This is a genomic window from Streptomyces sp. NPDC093591, assembly GCF_044764885.1.
In the GTDB taxonomy this organism is placed as follows: Bacteria; Actinomycetota; Actinomycetes; order Streptomycetales; family Streptomycetaceae; genus Streptomyces.
In genome coordinates, this window is the sequence record NZ_JBIWIY010000025.1 from 56968 (window position 1) to 77181 (window position 20214).

Annotated in this window: 20 protein-coding genes; 11 read left to right on the forward strand and 9 right to left on the reverse strand. The window is 71.4% G+C overall.

The features are described 5' to 3' along the window. Complete coding sequence (locus ACIREI_RS40670; protein ID WP_403344493.1) at nucleotides 1–1896, reverse strand: N-acetylmuramoyl-L-alanine amidase; 1896 nt, start codon at nucleotides 1894–1896, stop codon at nucleotides 1–3. Nucleotides 1897–2224: 328 nt separating this feature from the next. Then, nucleotides 2225–3370, reverse strand: coding sequence for an aminoglycoside phosphotransferase family protein (locus tag ACIREI_RS40675; protein WP_403344495.1), 1146 nt, complete (start codon nucleotides 3368–3370; stop codon nucleotides 2225–2227). A gap of 245 nt (nucleotides 3371–3615) precedes the next feature. Here ACIREI_RS40675 and ACIREI_RS40680 point away from each other — a divergent pair, with 245 nt between their 5' ends. After that, on the forward strand, nucleotides 3616–5112 hold the full coding sequence (locus tag ACIREI_RS40680; protein WP_403344498.1) for a hypothetical protein: 1497 nt from the start codon (nucleotides 3616–3618) through the stop codon (nucleotides 5110–5112). A gap of 33 nt (nucleotides 5113–5145) precedes the next feature. Here the strand turns inward: ACIREI_RS40680 and ACIREI_RS40685 are convergent, their stop codons facing one another. Beyond that, complete coding sequence (locus tag ACIREI_RS40685) at nucleotides 5146–6570, reverse strand: PP2C family protein-serine/threonine phosphatase (protein ID WP_403344500.1); 1425 nt, start codon at nucleotides 6568–6570, stop codon at nucleotides 5146–5148. A gap of 431 nt (nucleotides 6571–7001) precedes the next feature. Here ACIREI_RS40685 and ACIREI_RS40690 point away from each other — a divergent pair, with 431 nt between their 5' ends. Then, a complete protein-coding gene (locus ACIREI_RS40690) occupies nucleotides 7002–7415 on the forward strand; it encodes an SsgA family sporulation/cell division regulator (protein WP_403344503.1) in 414 nt (137 codons plus the stop codon). Between the two features lie 63 nt (nucleotides 7416–7478). On the opposite strand, the gene ACIREI_RS40695 is transcribed toward ACIREI_RS40690, so the two are convergent. Both ACIREI_RS40695 and ACIREI_RS40700 read right to left on the reverse strand, forming a co-directional pair. After that, on the reverse strand, nucleotides 7479–8576 hold the full coding sequence (locus ACIREI_RS40695) for a chemotaxis protein (protein ID WP_403344505.1): 1098 nt from the start codon (nucleotides 8574–8576) through the stop codon (nucleotides 7479–7481). Nucleotides 8577–8639: 63 nt separating this feature from the next. After that, nucleotides 8640–10241, reverse strand: coding sequence for an alpha/beta hydrolase (locus ACIREI_RS40700; RefSeq protein ID WP_403344508.1), 1602 nt, complete (start codon nucleotides 10239–10241; stop codon nucleotides 8640–8642). Nucleotides 10242–10456: 215 nt separating this feature from the next. Between ACIREI_RS40700 and ACIREI_RS40705 the strand changes: the two genes are divergently transcribed. The 3 genes from ACIREI_RS40705 (at nucleotide 10457) to ACIREI_RS40715 (ending at nucleotide 12668) form a co-directional block, all read left to right on the forward strand. Continuing rightward, complete coding sequence (locus ACIREI_RS40705; RefSeq protein WP_403344511.1) at nucleotides 10457–10672, forward strand: hypothetical protein; 216 nt, start codon at nucleotides 10457–10459, stop codon at nucleotides 10670–10672. 270 nt (nucleotides 10673–10942) lie between these two features. Beyond that, a complete protein-coding gene (locus ACIREI_RS40710; protein WP_403344514.1) occupies nucleotides 10943–11596 on the forward strand; it encodes a chaplin family protein in 654 nt (217 codons plus the stop codon). 217 nt (nucleotides 11597–11813) lie between these two features. After that, nucleotides 11814–12668 (forward strand): GNAT family N-acetyltransferase, encoded by an 855-nt coding sequence (locus tag ACIREI_RS40715; RefSeq protein WP_403344517.1) that lies wholly within the window; start codon nucleotides 11814–11816, stop codon nucleotides 12666–12668. A 44-nt stretch (nucleotides 12669–12712) separates the two neighbouring features. Here the strand turns inward: ACIREI_RS40715 and ACIREI_RS40720 are convergent, their stop codons facing one another. Further along, nucleotides 12713–13198: a nucleoside deaminase gene (locus ACIREI_RS40720; RefSeq protein WP_403344520.1), complete on the reverse strand. Its 486-nt coding sequence runs from the start codon at nucleotides 13196–13198 to the stop codon at nucleotides 12713–12715. 131 nt (nucleotides 13199–13329) lie between these two features. On the opposite strand from ACIREI_RS40720, the gene ACIREI_RS40725 reads away from it, so the two are divergent. Together ACIREI_RS40725 and ACIREI_RS40730 are read left to right on the forward strand one after the other, a co-directional pair. Beyond that, on the forward strand, nucleotides 13330–14106 hold the full coding sequence (locus tag ACIREI_RS40725) for a GNAT family N-acetyltransferase (protein ID WP_403344522.1): 777 nt from the start codon (nucleotides 13330–13332) through the stop codon (nucleotides 14104–14106). A gap of 145 nt (nucleotides 14107–14251) precedes the next feature. Further along, nucleotides 14252–15193, forward strand: a complete 942-nt coding sequence (locus tag ACIREI_RS40730) for an NAD-dependent epimerase/dehydratase family protein (protein WP_403344525.1) — start codon at nucleotides 14252–14254, stop codon at nucleotides 15191–15193. 150 nt (nucleotides 15194–15343) lie between these two features. Here ACIREI_RS40730 and ACIREI_RS40735 read toward each other — a convergent pair whose 3' ends face one another. Both ACIREI_RS40735 and ACIREI_RS40740 read right to left on the reverse strand, forming a co-directional pair. Then, nucleotides 15344–15607, reverse strand: coding sequence for a hypothetical protein (locus tag ACIREI_RS40735; protein WP_062697420.1), 264 nt, complete (start codon nucleotides 15605–15607; stop codon nucleotides 15344–15346). A gap of 71 nt (nucleotides 15608–15678) precedes the next feature. Next, the gene (locus tag ACIREI_RS40740) at nucleotides 15679–16218 is read right to left on the reverse strand and encodes an AAA family ATPase (RefSeq protein WP_403344528.1); all 540 of its coding nucleotides are present in this window, start codon (nucleotides 16216–16218) and stop codon (nucleotides 15679–15681) included. Nucleotides 16219–16296: 78 nt separating this feature from the next. On the opposite strand from ACIREI_RS40740, the gene ACIREI_RS40745 reads away from it, so the two are divergent. Both ACIREI_RS40745 and ACIREI_RS40750 read left to right on the forward strand, forming a co-directional pair. After that, on the forward strand, nucleotides 16297–17046 hold the full coding sequence (locus tag ACIREI_RS40745; RefSeq protein WP_403344531.1) for a phosphotransferase: 750 nt from the start codon (nucleotides 16297–16299) through the stop codon (nucleotides 17044–17046). Nucleotides 17047–17101: 55 nt separating this feature from the next. Continuing rightward, a complete protein-coding gene (locus tag ACIREI_RS40750) occupies nucleotides 17102–17869 on the forward strand; it encodes an ArsR/SmtB family transcription factor (RefSeq protein ID WP_403344736.1) in 768 nt (255 codons plus the stop codon). A gap of 105 nt (nucleotides 17870–17974) precedes the next feature. Here ACIREI_RS40750 and ACIREI_RS40755 read toward each other — a convergent pair whose 3' ends face one another. After that, a complete protein-coding gene (locus tag ACIREI_RS40755; protein ID WP_403344534.1) occupies nucleotides 17975–18415 on the reverse strand; it encodes an SPW repeat protein in 441 nt (146 codons plus the stop codon). 251 nt (nucleotides 18416–18666) lie between these two features. Between ACIREI_RS40755 and ACIREI_RS40760 the strand changes: the two genes are divergently transcribed. After that, on the forward strand, nucleotides 18667–19023 hold the full coding sequence (locus ACIREI_RS40760) for a YciI family protein (RefSeq protein WP_403344536.1): 357 nt from the start codon (nucleotides 18667–18669) through the stop codon (nucleotides 19021–19023). Next, nucleotides 19023–20213, forward strand: a complete 1191-nt coding sequence (locus ACIREI_RS40765) for an RNA polymerase sigma factor (RefSeq protein ID WP_403344539.1) — start codon at nucleotides 19023–19025, stop codon at nucleotides 20211–20213. The genes ACIREI_RS40760 and ACIREI_RS40765 overlap by 1 nt, the downstream gene beginning before the upstream one ends. Nucleotide 20214 lies beyond the last annotated feature (1 nt).

The window sequence follows — 20214 nt, forward strand, 5'->3', positions numbered from 1 at the left end:
CTAGGAACCCGACGCCACCACCCGCACATCCGCCGCCCGCACGAACCCCACCCGATGGCCGAACTGGATCTCGTAGTAGAGGTCCTTGCCCACCACGGCCCGGCGGGGCCCGTCGAAGGTCACGGCGTAGTAGTACTCGCCCGGCACCCTGTCGCCCACCGCGTACCTCTGGCCCGCGGGCAAGGTGTACGGCAGCGGCGACACCGCCTGGGCGGGTACGCCCGCCGGATAGGCGGAGGCCTCGGGGTAGGCACGCCCGTACACCGGGACGCTGCTCCGACCCTCCTTGGGTGTCACCACGAGGCCGGTGGCGTTCACCGCGGTCGGGTTGTTCTTCGGGTTCTTGAACCACGCCTTCTGGCCCAGGTACCAGATCGCCGTCCAGTCGCCGTTCCGGCCGGCCACCGCGTACTGCTGACCGGTCGAGACCCGCGAGGACAGATCGTTCACCCCGGTGGTCGGAGTCGAGCCCAGGCCGGGATCCTTGATCAGCGGATACGACTCGCCGGGCCCGGAGTACAGCCGCACCGCGCTCGATCCGTGGTCCGCGCAGGGCACGCCCGCGCTGACGCAGCCGGTGTACCGGGGCCGGTTGGCGGCGTAGTCGGGGCGGATCGTCACCAGTCCGCCGTTCGGGCCCGCGGTGGCCTCGAAGGGGCGGCCGAGCAGCTCGAAGTAGTGCCGCCAGTCCCAGTACGGGCCGGGGTCGGTGTGCATACCGCTGACCGTCGACGAGGTCGGACCCGGCACGTTGTCGTGGCCGAGGATGTGCTGCCGGTCCAGCGGGATGCCGTACTTCTTCGCCAGATACGTCACCAGGCGGGCCGAGGACCGGTACATCGCCTCCGTGTACCAGGCGTCCGGCCGCGCCAGGAAACCCTCGTGCTCCAGACCGATCGACTTGGCGTTGACGTACCAGTTGCCCGCGTGCCAGGCGATGTCCTTGGCCTTCACATGCTGGGCGATGTGACCGTCCGTGGAGCGCAGTGTGTATTGCCACGACACATAGGTGGGGTCCTGCACCATGGTGAGGACTCCCTCCCAGGCGCCCTCTGTGTCGTGGATGACGATGTGGTCGATGCCCGGGGAGGCCGGACGATCGGCCAGGTCGTGGTTGCCGTAGTCGCCGTCCCCGAACTGCTTGTACGGCGCCGGGATCCACTCGCAGGACACCGTCGCCGGGCATTCCGTCCCCGCGGGATCGAGCGTCCGCAGCCCCGCCCGCCTCAGCTGCCCGGTGTCGGGGGAGAGACGCGGCTGGGCGGCCAGGGCGACCAGCTGGCCCGCGTCCGTGGCGCGCTTGTGGCCGGTGCGCAGCAGGTCGTAGACGTCATCGGCGTACGCCCTCGCCGTCGCCGTGTCCTCGGCGCCGGAGAAGCGGGCCACCGCGCCGTACCAGTCCGCCGGGTCGGAACTCAGCGGTGCGCCCAGCTCCTTCTGCGCGGCGGCGAGCAGAGCGGCACCGCCGGCCACATTGGCCGCCGGGTCCGTACGCAGCTGCCGGGCGCTGAGCCCGGTCAGTTCGGCCGCCCTCGGCAGCGTTCTGAGGCGGGCCGGGATCTCCGCGACCTCCGGCAGCTTCGCCTTGGGGAGCAGGGGCGCGCGGGCGTCGTCGCCGCGTGCGTCCTCCGAGCCGTCGCTGTGGTGCGGCGGCCCCTCGGCGAGCGCGGTGCGGGCGTCGGTGAGGTGCATCGGGCCGTAGCCGCCGGTCACACTGGGCGCCCCGGCATGCGCGTCCCAGCGGGACTGCAGATAGGAGACGCCGAGCAGGACGCTCTGCGGCACGTGGTACTCGGCGGCCGCGGAGGCGAAGGCCGACTGCAGGCGGTACTCCGGGCTCCGTGCATCGGACGGGGCGGCGCCCAGCAGCGGGAACAGCAGTGCCGCAGCGGCCATGGCGGTGACGGATCCTCGCAATGCAGCCTCCAGGGACGGTCGGGCGCGATGAGCCGTGCGGGGCCGGGCGTGTGCTTGTGGCACCGGCTGTCCGACGATCCGTCAATCATGCCGACCGGCAGGGGGATACCCCTGCAAATCGAGGGTCCCGGGAGTTTCGCGGCGGCGGCCTGCGGACCTGCGGGGCGTCCGTGGCGTACACCAAAGGTGCTGTTCACGGCCGCACGGGTGAGCTTTGCGCGGTCGTACGGAGGAGGACTTCGTGGCCGTACACACGACGGTCCGCGGTGCGCCGCTGTCGAGGGCGCACCGCGGACCGTCGTCCCCGTCAGCGAGTGCCGACCGCCGCGCGCACGGCCCGCCGGGCCAGCTGGCAGTCGTCGTGCAGCCGCCTCAGCAGAAGCCGCTGTTCCTCGCCGGACGGCGCAGCACCCGGGTGGGCCACTCCCGGTGCCGCCGGGGTCGGAGCGTCGTGCATCGAACGCTGCACGGCCGTCTCATAGGTACGGATCTCCCGGGTCAGCACGAGCATCAGGTTCACCAGGAACGCGTCCCGTGAGGCCGGGCCCGCCGACTGCGCGATCTGGCTGATCTGCCGACGGGCCGCCGGTGCGTCCCCGAGCACCGACCACAGCGTCGCCAGGTCGTAGCCCGGCAGGTACCAGCCCGCGTGCTCCCAGTCCACCAGCACTGGACCGGCCGGTGAGAGCAGGATGTTCGAGAGCAGTGCGTCGCCGTGGCAGAACTGGCCCATGCCCTGCCGGCCCGCGGTCGCCGCGATGCCGTGCAGCAGCTTCTGCAGATCGCCCATGTCCCGGTCGGTGAGCAGCCCCAGCTCGTGGTACCGGGAGATCCGGGTCGCGTAGTCCAGCGGCGCGTCGAACGTGCCCGCCGGTGGCCGCCATGCGTTGAGCCGGCAGATCGCTCCGAGTGCCGCCCTGATGTCCGCACGCGGCGGCGCCTCCAACGGGTGCCGCTGCAGTGCCGCCACCCGGCCCGGCATCCGCTCGATGACGAGTGTGCAGTTGTCCGGATCCGCTGCGATCAGTCTCGGCACGCGCACCGGTGGGCGGTGCCGGACGAACGAGCGGTATGCCGCTATTTCGTGCCGGATCCGCTCGGCCCACGCCGGCGAGTGGTCGAGTAGACACTTGGCGACGGCCGTGCTGCGTCCGGTCGTGCCGACCAGGAGCACGGACCGCCCATTGCGGCGCAGCACCTGCACCGGAGCGAACTCCGGGCAGATCCGGTGCACCGACGCGATCGCCGTGCGCAGCTGGGCGCCCTGGGGGCCGGACAAGTCGAGTCTCCCGCTGAGCGGTTGGTTGCCGAGCCCCGCGGGACGCCGCGGCCGGCCCGGACCGAGTACGGGGGGGACCGCCGGCCGCGCGGGGTCGAGGTAGGGGCCGCCGCCCGCCGGACGGGGGCGCAGCGGCCTGGGCGGGGCGGACACGGAGGATGATGCTGCGTACATGGGAGAGACAGATCCCTTCGTGTGCCTGCGAAGTCAAAGCGCCGCCCGAGCCGGCCGCCCGGGTACACCCTGGGGAATGCACCAGCCGTAGCTGGAGGGCGACCGGGTCGGGGTGGCGCGTTCCTACCTGACACCCGATGACCAGTGGCACACCATCTGGCGCACCCTGGCGAACCCTGGCGAATAGTCCCGGGGCAACTCTCACCGGGCTACTGTCAACTCAGCCGAGAACCTGGGGGCTTGACGTGAGCGGAGAACCCAACACCCGCCTGGCGGACCTGTTCGGCCTGGCCGGCTGGTCCAAGGGCGAACTCGCGAGGCTGGTCAACCGGCAGGCGGCGGCCATGGGCCACCCCCAGCTGGCGACCGACACCTCGCGGGTGCGGCGGTGGATCGACATGGGAGAGATCCCGCGCGATCCCGTGCCGCGGGTGCTGGCGGCCCTGTTCACCGAGCGTCTCGGCCGTGTCGTGACCATCGAGGACCTCGGTCTGGTCCGGCACGGGCGTGCGGGGAAACGGCAGGACGCCGGGAGTGTGGAGCATCCCGACGGTGTGCCGTGGGCGCCCGAGCGGACGGCTGCGGTCCTCACCGAATTCACGGGAATGGACCTCATGCTCAACCGACGCGGCTTGGTGGGCGCGGGTGCCGCGCTCGCCGCGGGATCCGCACTCAGCAGCGCCATGCACGACTGGCTGCACACCGACCCGGCCCTCAAGGCCGACGCCCCCCAGTTCGACGACCCGTTGCACGTCGACCCCGCCGGGTTCGACCGGTACGAGGCGGCCCCGATCGGGTCGCAGGAGATCGAGGAACTGGAACGCTCGGTCGAGGTGTTCCGGGCCTGGGACGCGGCCCGCGGCGGCGGGCTCCAGCGCAAGGCAGTCGTAGGCCAACTCAACGAGGTGGGCGGCATGCTCGCCTACCGACACCCCGAACATCTGCAGCGGCGCCTGTGGGGCGTCGCCGCCAACCTCGCCGTCCTCGCGGGCTGGATGTCGCACGACGTCGGCCTGGAACCCACGGCCCAGAAGTACTTCGTCATCGCCGCCCACGCGGCCAGAGAAGGCGGCGACCGGCCCCGCGCCGGGGAGGCGCTCTCCCGAGCGGCTCGCCAGATGGTGCACCTCGGCCGGCCCGACGACGCACTCGACCTGATGAAGCTCGCCCAGTCCGGCTCCGGCGACGAGGTGCTGCCGCGCACCAAGGCCATGTTCCACACCATCGAGGCCTGGGCACAGGCGTCCATGGGCAAGGGCCAGGCCATGCGCCGCACCCTGGGACAGGCGGAGGACCTCTTCGTCTCCGACAAGAGCGACGTGCCGCCACCGAGCTGGATGCAGTTGTTCAACGAGGCGGACCTGTACGGCATGCAGGCTCTGTCCTACCGGACGCTGGCGGAGTTCGAGCCGGGCGCGGCCGCGCACGCCCAGCACTACGCGGAGAAGGCCCTGGCGCTGCGCGTCGACGCACAGGAACGCTCAAGGATCTTCGACAACCTGTCCATGGCGTCCGCCTGTTTCATCGCGGACGACCCTGAACAGGCCGACCGGTACGCGCGGCTGGCCCTGATGGCGATGGGCTCGAACTCATCCGGCCGCACCTGGGACCGGCTGCGCCAGATGTACCGGCTCACCGCCGAGTACTCCACCTACCCGAGGATCAACGAACTGCGTGAGGAGATCCGGTCGGCACTGCCCAAGCCGAGGAAGTCGGGCGGTGGCAACAGCGCACAGGCATAGGGGGACTGTGCGCCCGACCGACACGCGGAAGTACTAGGACGTCACCCTGGCCACGAGCACACAGGCATGGTCCTCGCGCTCGCTCTCGCCGAACTCCTCCACGACCAGCCGTACGCAGTCCTGTGCGCTGTGTACCCCGCCGAAGCGGGGGGCCAGGTCGAGGAGACGGTTCACGCCCGCTCCGCTGTGCCCCGGCACCAGTCCGTCCGTGTGCAGCAGGAGCAGATCGCCCACCTCGAGGGTCTCTTCGGCCTGTGCGTAGACGGCACCCGAGGTGGCGCCGAGCAGGACGCCGTCCGGCGCGTGCAGCCTGCGCCCCGTCCCGCCGCGGAACAGCAGCGGGGCGGGGTGTCCGGCCTGCGCCCAGGTCAGGGTGCGGGTGGCGGGCCGGTAGCGGCAGCAGACGGCGCTGCCGAGGGCCGGCTGGACGGTGGCGTCGAGTAACTGGTTCAGCAAGGACATCAGCTGTCCGGGCTGGGTGCCCGCCATGGCCATGCCGCGTACGGCGCCCAGCAGCGTCGCCATGCCCGAGGCCACGGCGACGCCGTGCCCGGTGAGGTCGCCGATGCTCAACAGCGTTTCGCCGTCGGCCAGTTCGAGGGCGTCGTACCAGTCGCCGCCGATCATCGCACTCGTCGACGACGGCAGCCGGTGCGCCGCGAGGTCCAGGGTCTTCGGACCCCGGTGCGGGAGCCGCAGGGAGCCGCGCCACGGTGGCAGCACGGCCTCCTGCAGCTCGACCGCGAGCCGGTGCTCGGTCTGCGCCTGGTGCTGCCGGCGTTGGAGCGAGTCACGGGTCTCGCTCACCGCCCGCTGGCTCAGGCGCAGTTCGCTGACGTCCCGCAGTACGGCCCACATGGAGGCGGTGCTGCCGTCGGCGTCGAGCACGGGCTCGCCCATCATGTGCAGGGTGCGGACCTCGCCGTCCGGCCGTACGACGCGGAACTCGCCGTCGATGGGCTTGGCGTCGACGAGGCAGTTCGTGACCATCGCCGTCAGTTTCGGACGGTCCTCGTCGAGCACCAGGGACGGCAGCTCGTCGAGGGTGAGCGGCGCAGTGGCGGGGTCACGGCCCAGGATCTGGTAGAGCTCGCCGGACCAACTGGCCTCGTCCGTCAGCAGGTTCCACTCCGCGCTGCCCACCCGGCTCAGCAGCGAGTCACGCGCGGGAGCGGGCGGCGCGGCGTCGGACGTGGCCGCGGGAGCCGCGGCCACCGGGGCCGGGCCGTCCCGCAGTTGCGCCAGGTGCTCGTCGAGGTCGTTGAGCTGGTGCAGGGCGAGGTCGTACAGCGCCCGCTGCCACCGCTCCTGCGGGTCCGAGCCGTCGTCGCTGCGGGTGTCCCGGCGTACGGCGTCGACGTCGCCCTTGAGCCGCCGCGTCTGCGATATGAGCGCTTCGACCGAGCCGCGTCCGGGCGGCTGAGCGGCGGGGCGGTCCGCAGAGAGATGGGGCGGCATGACGCACTCCGATGCGAGGACGGTACGACCAAGGCTGACGGAAGGACCATTACGACTGTTGCACAGCCCGCCACGCCCTGTAAGGGATTTGGCAACACCCGATACGGTGGTGCGTCTGGCATATGCCAGAGTCTTCACGGCGGGCTCGTGCCATGCGATTGCCGTAGGTCACCAAGGGGGTCAAGTCGTAGGCTGCGTACGCGATTTGACGTCCTGTCGAGGCGATTGTGCGTCGCTCAATCGGGTGTTCGACGGTCGGATGTTCTAGGGGTGGGGCGGGAGTGGTCGCCGATCGGGGCGATGCGTTCTTCGGGCGTGATGCAGGTCACATAAATGATGTGCGCTCCGGCGTAATGCAAACGGCGTCTGGGGGGTCGTAAAAGCACAGCGGCAAAAACCGTCCTACCTCCGACCCGCAGGGGAGACCGCCCATGGACATCGCCATCGAGCAGCCCGCCCGCGCCCGTCTCATCACCGGCGAGGAGCGCGAACTCCCTGTTCCCGCCAGGCTGCGGTACGCCTCCACGGACCCGCTGGCGGTGCACATGGACTTCCCGGGCGAGGTCTCCCTCGATGGCCAGGGGGCCACCTGGACCTTCGCCCGGAGCCTGCTGGAGGCGGGCCTGCGCGGGCCGGCCGGGGACGGTGACGTGCACATCTGGCCGTGCGGCCAGGAGCGCACGGTCGTGGAGCTGCACTCGCCGTACGGCATGGCGCTGCTCCAGTTCGACACCTCCGCCCTGCACCGCTTCCTGCTGCGCACGTACGCGGTGGTCGCGACCGGTGAGGAGGACCTCGGGGCGGTCGTGGAGCGCGGCCTGAGCTCGCTCTTCGGCGGCGTGTGAGGTAGGCGGGCGGATGAGGAGGTCACCGGGCCGCCGCCGCTGTGCCTCCTCATCGCCCCGGCGTCAGTACCGCAGCACCCCGGCGATCCCCTGGGCGTCGCTCAGCATGCCGTCCGGTACGAAACGGACCTCGGCGCCGGTCTCCAGGCACTGCTCGACGATCTCGTCCACGATGTCCTCGCGGGCGTCGAGGTCGCCGCTCTCGGCCGGGATGAGATGGTCGCCGTCCTCGCCGCGCACCGTCACCCGGTAGTTCTCCTCGACGGCCAGCAACCGGATCCGGCCTTCGCGGGCGCTGCGCCAGACCTCGTCGACACCGGCCGCGAACGCCTTGCGGCCACGGGCCGATTCGAGTTCCCGCGCCACGGCGGCGGCGGTCCTGCGGTCCTCGGCGGTGACCAGCGGACGGATCGCCTGCCACACCGCCTCGTGCGTGCCGTGCGCGAGCCCGCCGTGCGGGACGTGCACCGCGTCCTTGGCGACGCCGCCGATCTCGTCCAGCAGGGACAGCGCCGCCTGCTCACCGGTGACGTACAGCGGCCGCGGGTTGTCCCGGAGGATCGCGCTCATGGCGGAGTCCGCGTCCTTGAGGAAATGGCGGGTGCCCTCGTCGCGGAACGTGCTCGGCATGTCGCCGATCCGCTCCTGGCGCTCGGCGTCGAAGTTGTCGAAACGCCTGGTCAGCGGGAAGCCGCCGATACGGGCCTCGGTGACGCGGTCCGGGCTTCCGGTCCACAGCGTGACACGGTCGGGGGAGACCGAGAGCACCCAGAACGGCCGCTCGGCGGCCTCCGCGGAGACGAGGTTGCGGGTGAGGAAGGTGTCCGAGAGCACCACGCGCTCGGGCACCGTGCGGGCGAGTGACCACACCTGGTGCTCGCCCGGGGCGGCGAAGATCACCAGGCCGTCCTCGGCGTACGTGAGGTCGACCTCCGCGAGGGCCTGGTCGAGCTGTCGCTCGACATCCGCCCGTCGCTCGCGGGTGACCGAGGGATCGGCCTCCAGCTGTTTCTTGGCCTCGGCCACGACATTGCGCAGCCGGACCTGGTCCTGGGCCCGATAGGGCTCTCGGCGATGCGTGGGCGTCAGCACGGACACGGCCGGATAGGGGCGCGGGCGCCGCAGCTCGATGAGGGTCGTGGGACTGAGTGCGTGCTCCATAACAGCACGATAGGGCCGATTCACCGATCGGGCATTAGGGGCAATCCCCTCGCCCTCACGTGCCTACTCCGCGTCGTCCTCCGGCCCGCAGGAGCTGCCGTCGGCCGGCAGCGTGCCGTACAGCAGGAAGGTGTCGACCTTGCGGTGCACGCACTTGGAGGAGGCGTACCCGGTGTGACCGCTGCCCTTGTTGTCCAGGACCACGGCCGAGGGGCCGAGTCGCTTCGCCGTCTCCAGGGTCCAGCGGTACGGCGTCGCAGGGTCGCCGCGGGTGCCCACGAGCAGCATCTTCGGCGTACGTACGTCCTTGACGTCGTCGCGGATGAAGTCCGTGCCCTTGGGGCGGCCGTAGCACATCAGCACCCCCGTGAGCCGGTACGCGCCGAAGACCGGTGACGCCTGCTCGTACTCGGCGCGCAGCCGGTCGAGATCGCCGATGATCTGCTCGTCCGTCGGGCGGTCCGGATCGTCCGCGCAGTTGATCGCCATCAGTGCCGCGGGGAGGTTGTCGAGCGGGATCTCCTCCTCGTCGACGAGACCGCCCTCGGGGTCCTGGGTCTCCTCGGTCCCATCGGTCTTCTCCCGGGCCGTGGGTGCGGCCCCGCCGGTGGCGAAGGTCTCGATGGCGTGCGTGTCGCCGTCCTCGACCAGCGAGGCGAGGGCCCGCTCCAGGGAGGGCCACAACTCTTCGCTGTAGAGCGCCTGTCCGATGGCGCCGACCAGGTCCTGCCCGGTGAACGGCTCACCGAACGCCGACGGCACCGGGTCCTCGTCCAGCGAGTCGACGAGTCGTACGACCTGCTTGCGGGCCTCGCGCGGATCCTGCCCGAACGGACAGGCGATGTCCTTCACACACCAGTTGATGAACTCCTCCAGCGCCTGCTGCTGCCCCTTGGCGCCTGCCACCCCCTGCTCGGTCAGCGGTTCGGTCAGCGTGTCCACCCCGTCGAGCACCAATCGGCCGACCTTCTCGGGGAATTGGGCGGCGTACACCGCGCCCAGCCGCGTTCCGTAGGAGAAGCCGAGGTAGTTGAGCTTCTTGTCGCCGAGGGTCTGGCGCATCACGTCCATGTCGCGCGAGACGTTGACCGTGCCGATATGGGGGAGCACGGGCCCGGAGTGCCGGGCGCACGCGTCGGCCGCCTTCCTCAAGTGCTTGAGGACGGCTTGCGGATCGCGGCCGATCTCCGTGCCGTCGTCCGCCACGGAGATGTCCTCCTCGCCGTCCCCGCAGCTGACCGGCGAGGACCTGCCGACGCCACGCGGATCGAAGGTCACGATGTCGTAGCCGTCCGTCAGCTCCATGAAGTCCTTGCCGCCGGCGGCGAACTCGGGGATACCGGCGCCGCCCGGCCCGCCGAAGTTGAGCAGCACCGAGCCCTGCTTCTTGCCCGTGGCCCGGTAACGGGCGAGCGCCAGATCCAGCGTCCCCGCCCGGGGGCGGGCGTAGTCGAGGGGGACGGTGACCTTGCCGCACTGCAGATCCTTCGGCAGGCCCTCGCCCGGGCACTTGGCCCAGGTGACCTTCTGCCGGTAGAAGCGGGTGAGGTCGGGCTCGGCACCGTCCGTGGCCGTCGGCAGCCCCGTGCCGAGCAGGACCAGTCCGACAGCGCCGGTGACCGCGCAGCGCCGCAGCGAGGGCCGCGTTGACAGCTTGGCCAGCATCAATGCCTCCAGGGACGCCCGTCGCGGACCGGGATACGGCGTCCTCGATCACGATAAGGGGGCCCCGGAACGCACGCCTCCGGACGAGCGGGACACCCTGCACCGACGGCACCGGCTTCGGGCGGACCGGAGCGAGCCCGGCGGGGCGCGCCCGCCCGCGGGCGGGCGCAGCAGCCCCGCATGCGAGCGGCCGACGCAGGCCGCACCCTGGTGCCATGGACGGCGATCAGCCCATCGCGATCTACCCGCCCGCCGAGGACGGCGGTCGGCGGGTCCGCGCCGGTGACCACTTCCTCGGCATGGCGTACGGGCTGCTGGACGTCGCCGAGTTCCTGCGCCGGGCGGGGATCGAGGACGCCGACGAGGAGTACGTACGGCGGTCCAGGCTGATCGAGTGGCGTGGCGGCGGCCCCGAGGCGTGGACGCGGTGACTTCGGCCCCGCGGACGTCGGTGATGCGGTGAGTCCTCCCGCCATCGGCGGCGCGGCGGGCGCGTGGTCGAAGGCGGCGCCCTCGGCGGGGCGGCTTGCCGGGGCGCATGCCCGGCACCACAAGTCGGATGAACGGGGAGTCATCACTCAGTTCGACAACCATGCCGCTCGATGGGGTGAAAGACCGATAAGCCATAACTCGAATGGTTCATCGGCGTTTTATCCGGTGCGGGCGAGTGCTCGCGACCATGTCTGGAAGGCAGGGAACCTATGAGACGGGTTACCCGAAACGGTGTGATCGCCTTCGCCGCCACCGGCGCGATGGCTGTGACGATGCCGGCGTATGCCGACTCCGCGGCGAACGGCGCCGCGGCCGACTCACCCGGGCTGATCTCCGGCAACACCATCCAGCTCCCGGTGCACGTCCCGGTGAACGTGTGCGGCAACACCGTGAACGTGGTGGGGCTGCTCAACCCCGCCGTGGGCAACAGCTGCGCCAACGAGGGCGGTGGGGGCAAGAAGGGCACCGCGTCGAACGGCGGAGCTTCGGCCGAGGGACGCGGAAAGGATTCGCCGGGCGTCGCGTCCGGCAACACCATCCAACTGCCGGTCCACCTCCCGGTGAACGTCAGCGGCAACACGGTGAACGTGGTCGGCGTCGGCAACCCGGCGACCGGCAACGAGTCCGTGAACACTCCCGGCGACCGGCCCGCGCACACCGCGAAGCCGACGCCGAAGCCGTCCGTACCGCCGACCCGGCACCAGCCGCGTCCGGTGCCGTCCGCGTTCGTTCCGGACGGACCCGAGGCCGCCCTCGCCCACACGGGAGCGGACCAGACCCTCGCCGCCGTGGCGGGCGGCACGGTTCTCGTCCTGAGCGGCGCCATCCTGTACCGGCGTTTCCGTCCCCAGGCGGTGCGCTGACCCCGCGTCTCGCACGCGGCACGGAAGGCCCCACCGGACTGCCGAGCGGTGGGGCCTTCGTCGTGCCGAGGTTCCGAACACCCGGACGGTCAGGGCCCTTTGGAACCCGTCAACGGCTTGATCACGCCGTGGCGCCCTCCCGGACGATCCGCAAGGATGCTGCGTGCGCGGTCGCTCACCGTGCGCATACGAAGCCCCCAAGGATTGGAGCGCACCCATGGCCTCTTCGGCCCCCGAAGACCTCGTCGTCACCCGTGCCGGCCTCGACGACTGGCCGGTCATCAGCGGATGGGCCGCCGACGAGAGCTGGAACCCGGGGCTCGCCGACGGACCGGCCTTCTTCGCCCAGGACCCCGACGGCTTCTTCCTCGGCCGGATCGCCGGCGAGCCCGTCTCGGCGATCTCGGTCGTCAACTACGGCACGGACTACGCCTTCCTCGGCTGCTACCTGGTCCGCCCCGACCTGCGCGGCCGCGGCCACGGCCTCACCACCTGGAAGACCGCGCTGGCGCACGCCGGAAGCCGCACGATCGGACTCGACGGCGTCGTCGCCCAGCAGGACAACTACCGCCGCTCCGGCTTCGAACTCGCCCACCGCACAGCCCGGTTCACCGGAACCGCGCCCGCCTTGGAGGTGCCGGCGGATGTGCGGGCCGTACGGTCCGAGGACCTCGCGGACATCACCGCGTACGACGGCACCTGCACCCCCGCCGACCGTCCCCGCTTCCTCGCCCACTGGCTCACCGGCAGCGGACACCACGCCGTGGTCCGCCGCAGCGGCGACCGCGTCACCGGCTACGGCGTGATCCGCCCCGGCCACGACTGCCCGCGTATCGGACCGCTCTTCGCCGACACCGCCGAGGACGCGCGAGCCGTGTTCGCCGCCCTGACCGCCGACGTGGCCGGCCGCGAGGTCGCCATCGACGTGCCCGAGCCCAACGCGGCGGCCGTGGCTCTCGCCGAGGAGGCCGGATTCACCCCCTCTTTCGAGACGGCACGCATGTACACGGGCCCGGTGCGGCCGTACGCCGAGGAACGCGTCTTCGGCGTCACCACCCTGGAACTCGGCTAGCACCCACACCGCTGCGGCGTCCCGCTCTCGTGAACGCCGGCCCGTCAGCCCGTTCGCCGGTGGAAGCGGAAGTGCAGTGCGCGGATGTCGTCCGTCAGCTCGGGCACCGGGCCGTCCACGACCACGCCGGGCGCGACCTCCTGGACCGCAAGGGTCCGCACGGGCGGGGCGGGTACCCCCAACTCGCCCAGCCACCCGGCCAGTTGCTCCGACGAGGCGACGTACACGATGCGCCCCAGGCCCACCCACGCATGCGCGGCCGCGCACATCGGGCAGTGCTCGCCGGAGGTGTACACCGTGGCGGCCGCCCGCTCCTCGGGCGTCATGTGGGCGGCGGACCAGCGCGCCAGCTCGAACTCGGGGTGCCGGGTGCGGTCGCCCGAGGCCACCCGGTTGTGGTCCTCGGCGAGCACGACGCCGTCCGCCCCCACCAGCACCGAACCGAACGGCTCGTCCCCGGCCTCCAGCGCCTGGACCGCGAGCGCGAGGCAGCGGCGCAGGTACGGCAGTTCGTCGTCCTTCACGACCATGACTTCACGACCATGACTTGCGGTCCTCCTCGCGATGAGGCTTGCCCGGCGCACCCTACAGCCGCCCGGCCTGCGTGCGGTCGGGTCGAAAAGGCGTTGCCGTGACGGCGGCCGGGTGCTGGAGTGACCCCATGGATCATGCCGCAGTGCTCGCCCTCTTCGACCGGGACATGCGTGAAGGCGCGCGGCCGGACGGTCCCGACGCGCTGGTCGAGAGGGCCGGCGGGGTGATCCGCCAGGTGTCGTCCGCACTCGGCTGGAACGGCGTCGTGTGGTCCGACCTCGACGAGGCGAGCGCCGACGAGGCGATCGCCGCACAGATCGCCCACTTCTCCGAGCTCGGGCACGAGTTCGAGTGGAAGGTCTACGGTCATGACCGCCCGGCCGACCTCGGTCAGCGGCTCAGGGCCGCCGGGTTCACGTCCGGGCCCGAGGAGACGCTGATGATCGGCGAGGCCGCCGACCTGGACCTGGACGCGGAGCCGCCGGAAGGCATCCGCGTAGTCACCGTGACCGACCGGGCGGGCGTCGACCTCGTCGCGGAGGTACACGCGAAGGCCTTCGGCACCGACGGCTCCCGGCTCCGCCACCAGCTGCTCGCCCAGCTCACGGACGATCCGGACACCGTGGTCGCGGTGGTCGCGCTGGCCGGTGACACTCCGGTGAGCGCGGCCCGGATGGAGCTCGTGCCGGGGGCGCGGTTCGCCGGGCTGTGGGGCGGCGGGACCGTCGAGGCCTGGCGGGGCCGGGGCATCTACCGCGCGCTGGTCGCACACCGGGCACGCGCCGCCGTGGACCGCGGATACCGGTACCTCCAGGTCGACGCCATGAGCACGAGCCGGCCCATTCTGGAACGGCTCGGCTTTCAACCGCTGACCACGACGACGCCGTACGTGTACACGCCGTAGGGACACAGCGGGCCGATCACGCCGAGTGGTCACCTCGCCGGAGCGTCACCCGGCCGGAATGTCACATTTCCCGGCAGATCGCATCCGTCGGCATGTCACACCCACCTGATGTCACATCCGCGCCCGTTCGATCCGTCGCAAGGTCATGACGACGAACCAGAGCAACGACAGCGGCCGCGGCCGGAGCATCCTCCTGGCGGGCGCCGGCGGCGTCCTGGGCAGGCACATCACCCGTGCCCTGACCCAGGCGGGCCACAAGGTCACCGGCCTCGGCCGTGGCGGACGCAACGATCTCCAGGCCGACCTGACGAACCGCGACGCCCTGCTGCGTGCCGTCGACGGCCACCACTTCGACACCGTGATCCACGCCGCGACCGCGCTGCGCAAGCCGCCCATGCGCCACCGTGACATGCACGCCACCAACGCGCTGCGCACCGACGGCACCGTCCATCTGATCGAGGCCGCGCAGGCCACCGGCGCCCGGCGCTTCGTGGCGGAGTCGATGGTCTTCGGATACGGGTACGGCGACCACGGCGACCGTGTGCTCGTCGAGGACGACCCCTTCGGTCCGCGCGGCCGCTCCCCGGAGCTGGAGGGGCATATCGCGGCGATGCGCATCAAGGAACAACTCACCTTCGGCACCGCCGGGTTGGAGGGCATCGCGCTGCGCTTCGGCCTGTTCTACGGCCCCGCCGGCACCGACGCCCTCCTGCCCATGCTCCGCAAGCGGCAGCTTCCCGTGCCCGCCGATCACGGCCGGGTCCTGCCCTGGATCGACCTCACCGACGCGGCCCGAGCGGTGGTCGCCGCCGTCGAGCGCGGGCGCCCCGGCCAGGCGTACAACATCGCCGACCGCACCCCGATGGGCTTCGGGGCCCATGTCCGGTGCGTGGCCGAGGAGTTCGGGCTGCCGAAACCGCTGACGGTGCCGCTGTGGCTGATGCGGCCCATGTCCTACGCGCACACGGTGATGTCGACGACGCTGCGGGTGTCCACCGCGAAGGCGGAGCGGGAACTCGGCTGGACGCCTGCCCACCCTGCGACCCGCGACGGCCTCGCCGCGATGCGGGCCGCGGCACTCACGTGAACGGCGCGCCGCATGCCGTCGGCGCGCCGTCCCTTCGCGGCTGCGTGTCTGCGCGTGTGCCGCCTTCCGTGTGTGCCCCTGTCTCTGCGTGTCTTCGCTTCTCTTTATGAGTCTTCGCGTCTCAATGCGTCCGGCTGTCCGCGTTCTGCGTCAGCGGCGCGCCTTCGTCCGGTCCAGTGCGGCGACGCCCAGTGCGGCGAGGCCGATCTGGATGAGCCACTCGATCCAGTCGACGCCGTCGGTGTCGGCCACGTCGAGGCCGGCCGCGAGTGCGGAGCCGAGCAGCGCGGCCACGATGCCGACGAGGATGGTCCACAGGACCCCGATGCGCTGACGGCCCGGCACCACGAGCCGCCCCAGCACACCAATGATGATGCCGATCACGATGGCACTGATGATGCCCGAGATCTCCATTTCGCCCCTCTTCCTCCTGTCCCCCGCGGTAAGGCGAGTTCCCCCTGGAGGGAGGGACAGTCCGTTCCGCTTCAACCAGTGGTGCCCCACCCGGTGGCGGCCACCACCTCCGCGGCGATGTCGATCACCGAACGGCCGTCGGTCGCCACGCGCACCACGTCCGCCGGTGCCCGCTCGTCCAGGAGCCGGGCCTTGCGGGCGCTGCCCCTCACCTCGTGCTCCAGCTCGGAGCCGAGCTCGCGCCCGGCCAGCCGCTGTTCGGCCGTCTCGTCGGTGGCGGTGAGCAGCACCCGTACGAGCCGTACGCCGTCACCCATGGCCCGGCGGAACATGGGCGCCGCCTCGTCGAGCACGCTGACGGTGTTCGTGTAGACGAGGCGCCGGTGTCCGAGGTCGGCGTAGTTCGCCCACACGGCGGCCAGGTTCCGCTCCGTGATGGCGGCCCGGCGCGCGTCCCCGGCCGGCGCCGGATGGACGGAGCCCATGAAGTCGCCGTCGATCACCGCGTGCGCGACCTGCGCGGCCCGCAGCCGAGCCGAGACCTCCCAGCCCACCGTGGTTTTGCCGACCCCGGCCCGTCCTCCGATGAGCAGTACTTCCGCGTGATCCATGCGGGCAGGGTGCCCGTGCGCGGGCATCCTGTGCCAGTGGGTTTTGGCTCGGGCCGGTGCTGATGGGTGGAGGCGTGGATGGCGGAGTGGGAGCTCGGCGGCGGGGCCGTCAACGAGGTAGTGCGGGTGGGGGCGACCGTACGGCGTAGCGCGCACGAACGCTCCGGGTATGTGCGGGAGTTGCTCGCCTTCTTCGAGAGCCGTGGCTGGGACGGGGCGCCGCGCCACCTCGGGATGGATGAGCGGGGCCGGGAGGTGTTCGGGTACCTCGAGGGCCGGGCGGCCGTCACTCCCTGGGAGAGGGCAGTGGCGTGCACCGACGCGGGGCTCGTGCGCGTGGCTCAACTCGTCCGCCGCTTCCATGACTTGACGCACGGAACGCCCTTGGCGGCCGGCCGGGACGTCGTATGCCACAACGACCTCGCCCCGAAGAACACGGTGTACGCGGTGGACGGCGCCGAGTGGCGGCCCACCGCCTTCATCGACTGGGACCTCGCCGCGCCCGGCGAGCGCGTCCACGACCTCGCGCACGTGTGCTGGCAGTACCTGGATCTGGGACCCCGCATCACCGATGTGTCCGAAGCGGCCCGGCGCATCGCGCTCGTCTGTGACGCGTACGGGCCGGGTGGCGGCGGTGAGGGCATCGTCGACGTGATCCTTTGGTGGCAGGACCGCTGCTGGAGGGGTGTCGAGGCCGGCGCGGAGCGTGGTGAACCGGCCATGGTGGCGCTGCGGGAGCGAGGGGCCGCGGACGAGGTGCGCAGCGCTTACGCCTGGGTGGCGGAACACCGGCGCGAGCTGGAGGCCGTCCTCGGGCGCCTCGATTGACATGCAGGTAATTGCCTGCATAACGTTGAGTGTGCGATCAGAGAGCGATCCGGGGATGGACAAGGTCTTCAAGGCGCTGGCCGACGACACGCGCAGACGGCTCCTGGACCGGCTGCACGAGGACAACGGGCAGACCTTGGGGGAGCTGTGCGCGCGTATCGACATGACGCGCCAGTCGGTGACCCAGCATCTGGCCGTCCTGGAGGCCGCCAACCTGGTCGGTACGGTGCGGCGGGGGCGGGAGAAGCTGCACTACCTCAATCCGGTCCCGCTCCAGGAGATCCAGGAGCGGTGGATCGACAAGTTCGAGCGCCCGCGCCTGCGCGTGCTCGGCGCCGTGAAACGACGAGCCGAGGAAGCCATGAACGACAAGCCCACCTTCGTGTACGTCACCTACATCGAGAGCACGCCCGAGAAGGTGTGGGACGCGCTCACCGACGCGGACCTGACCGCCGCCTACTGGGGCCACAGCAACATCTCGGACTGGCGGCCCGGATCCCGCTGGGAACACGTGCGGACGGACGGCTCCGGCGTCGCCGACGTCGTCGGCACCGTCGTGGAGAGCGAGCGCCCGAGCCGCCTGGTCACCACCTGGGCGGCCCCGGACGAGGAGGGGCAGGAGGACAAGTACTCCCGGGTCACCTTCGACATCCAGCGGCACGCCGAGATCGTCCGCCTCACCGTGACCCACGAGGACCTCCCGGACGAGAGTGCGCGTGCCGACGTGTCGTCCGGCTGGCCGGCGGTGCTGTCCAACCTCAAGTCGCTCCTGGAGACGGGCCATGTGCTGCCGCAGGAGCCGTGGCTGATGCCGGCTCGTTGAACGGGGCGGCTTCGCGGGGACGGGAGAAGGGCGGTCCGCGGAGGGCGAGAGAAGGGCCGGTCCGCGGGTGCGGACCGGCCGTCATGGCTTCCTCTCCGGTGAGCCTCACGACCTGGTGGTGCTCTTGGCCGCCGTACCGGCGCAGATCAGCCCCAGTATCACGGCCAGCGCGCCGATGATGATGTTGTTGACGACGACACCGGCGTCCGGGCTGTCGCCGACGATCCACGGCGCGATGATCATCCAGACACCCATCGCGCTGCAGGCCCAGCTGAGGCCGTACATGCGCTCCGGGGCCCGGGTGAACCCGAGGGCCAGCAGGCCGATCGCGATGCCCACGATCAGGTTGTGGGTCACGAGCGGAGGCTGGCTGGTCGTGTAGTGGAGTATCCAGGGGGACACCGCACAGTACAGACCGAGCAGGAACACCGGTCCGTCCACGAGCGCCACGTCACGACCGCCGAGCATGCGGTCGTAGCGTGCCTGCATTTCGGATACGTCGGGGTGGGCGGATATGTCGCCTCTGGTGGGCTGCACGTTGGCCATGACTCGTCTCCTTTGACTTGCAGGCCTGACCGCGTCTGGTGCGGTATGCGGTTAGCGCCGCCTAGTTCATATTCTGCGCTTATTTCTTCTTTATGTGTAGAGCTCGTCGGGTTCATGACGATGTAGGCGCGGTCGCCGTCCGCGAATCCCTCCGATGCCGGCCTGCGGGGTGTCGATCCGAGGGCGTGCCGTTCGTGTAGGAGGTGAGAGAGCGCCACAGAGGGATGCTCCGACGAGTCAAGGAGGCCGTCATGAAGTACTACCTGCTCAGCGTGATGCAGCCCGTCGGTGACGAGCTGCCCCCGCCGGAGGTGCTCGCCGAGATCGGCAAGGACCTCGACGTCTTCCACCAGGAGCTGAGGCAGGCCGGTGCCTGGGTCTTCGCCGGGGGACTGCACGGACCGGAGTCGTCCACCGTGCTGCGGCCCCGCGACGGCGACGTCCTGATCACCGACGGCCCGTACGCCGAGGGCAAGGAGATGCTCGGCGGGATCTGCCTGATCAAGGCGCCCGACCTGGACGCGGCCCTCGGCTGGGGGCGCAAGGCGGCGCTGGCGACCACGCTTCCCATCGAGGTGCGGCCGTTCATGGGCGAGGCCGGGGACTGATGACGGACCCGGCCATCGAGGACGTCTTCCGCGCCGAGTACGGCCGCGCGGTCGCCGTCCTCGTCCGCTTCCTCGGCGACATCGACCTCGCCGAGGAAGCGGTCCAGGACGCCTTCACCACGGCCGTGCGGCGCTGGCCGCAGACCGGTGTGCCGCCGAGCCCGGCCGGGTGGATCATCACGACCGCCCGGAACCGGGCGATCGACCGGCTGCGCCGCGAGGCCCGGAGGGACGAACGGCACGCCGAGGCCGCCCTGCTGCACGCCCCCGACGCACCGCCCGAGGAGGGCCCCGTGCGCGACGAACGGCTCCGGCTCATCTTCACCTGCTGTCACCCCGCCCTCGCCCCCCAGGCCCGGGTCGCCCTCACCCTGCGTCTCCTCGGGGGACTGTCCACCGCCCGGATCGCCCGCGCCTTCCTCGTGCCCGAGCCGACCATGGCCCAGCGTCTGGTGCGGGCCAAGGCGAAGATCCGCGACGCGCGCATCCCGTATCGCGTACCCCGTGACGCCGACCTCCCGGACCGGCTGAACGGCGTCCTCGCCGTCGTCTACCTGATCTTCAACGAGGGGTACGGCGGCTCGCCCGACCTGTGCGCGGAAGCCGTACGGCTGGGTCGGCTGCTGTCCGAGCTGATGCCGGACGAGCCCGAGGTCACCGGCCTGCTCGCGCTGATGCTCCTCGTCGAGTCCCGTCGGCCCGCCCGGGAGGACGCCGACGGGGCGCTCGTGCCGCTGCCCGAGCAGGACCGGGAGCGCTGGGACCGCGACCTCGTCGCGGAAGGGCAGGACCTCGTACGGCGATGCCTGCGCCGGAACCAGCCGGGGCCGTACCAGATCCAGGCCGCCGTTCAGGCCGTGCACAGCGACGCGCCCACCTTCGAGGCCACGGACTGGGGCCAGGTCCTCCAGCTGTACGACCAGCTGATGGCGCTGGCCCCCAGCCCCGTCGTCGCCCTGAACCGGGCGGTGGCCGTGGCCGAGGTCGAGGGCGCGCGAGTGGCCCTCGACCTCGTGGACGCCCTCGACCTGGACGGCTACCACGTCTTCCACGCGGTCCGCGCCGACCTGCTGCGGCGTCTGGGCCGGGACGTGGAGGCGGTGCGGGCCTACGACGCCGCGCTCGCCCGCACCGGGAGCCCGGCAGAGCGCGCCTGGCTCGAACGCCGGCGCCGCGACCTCACACGCTGAA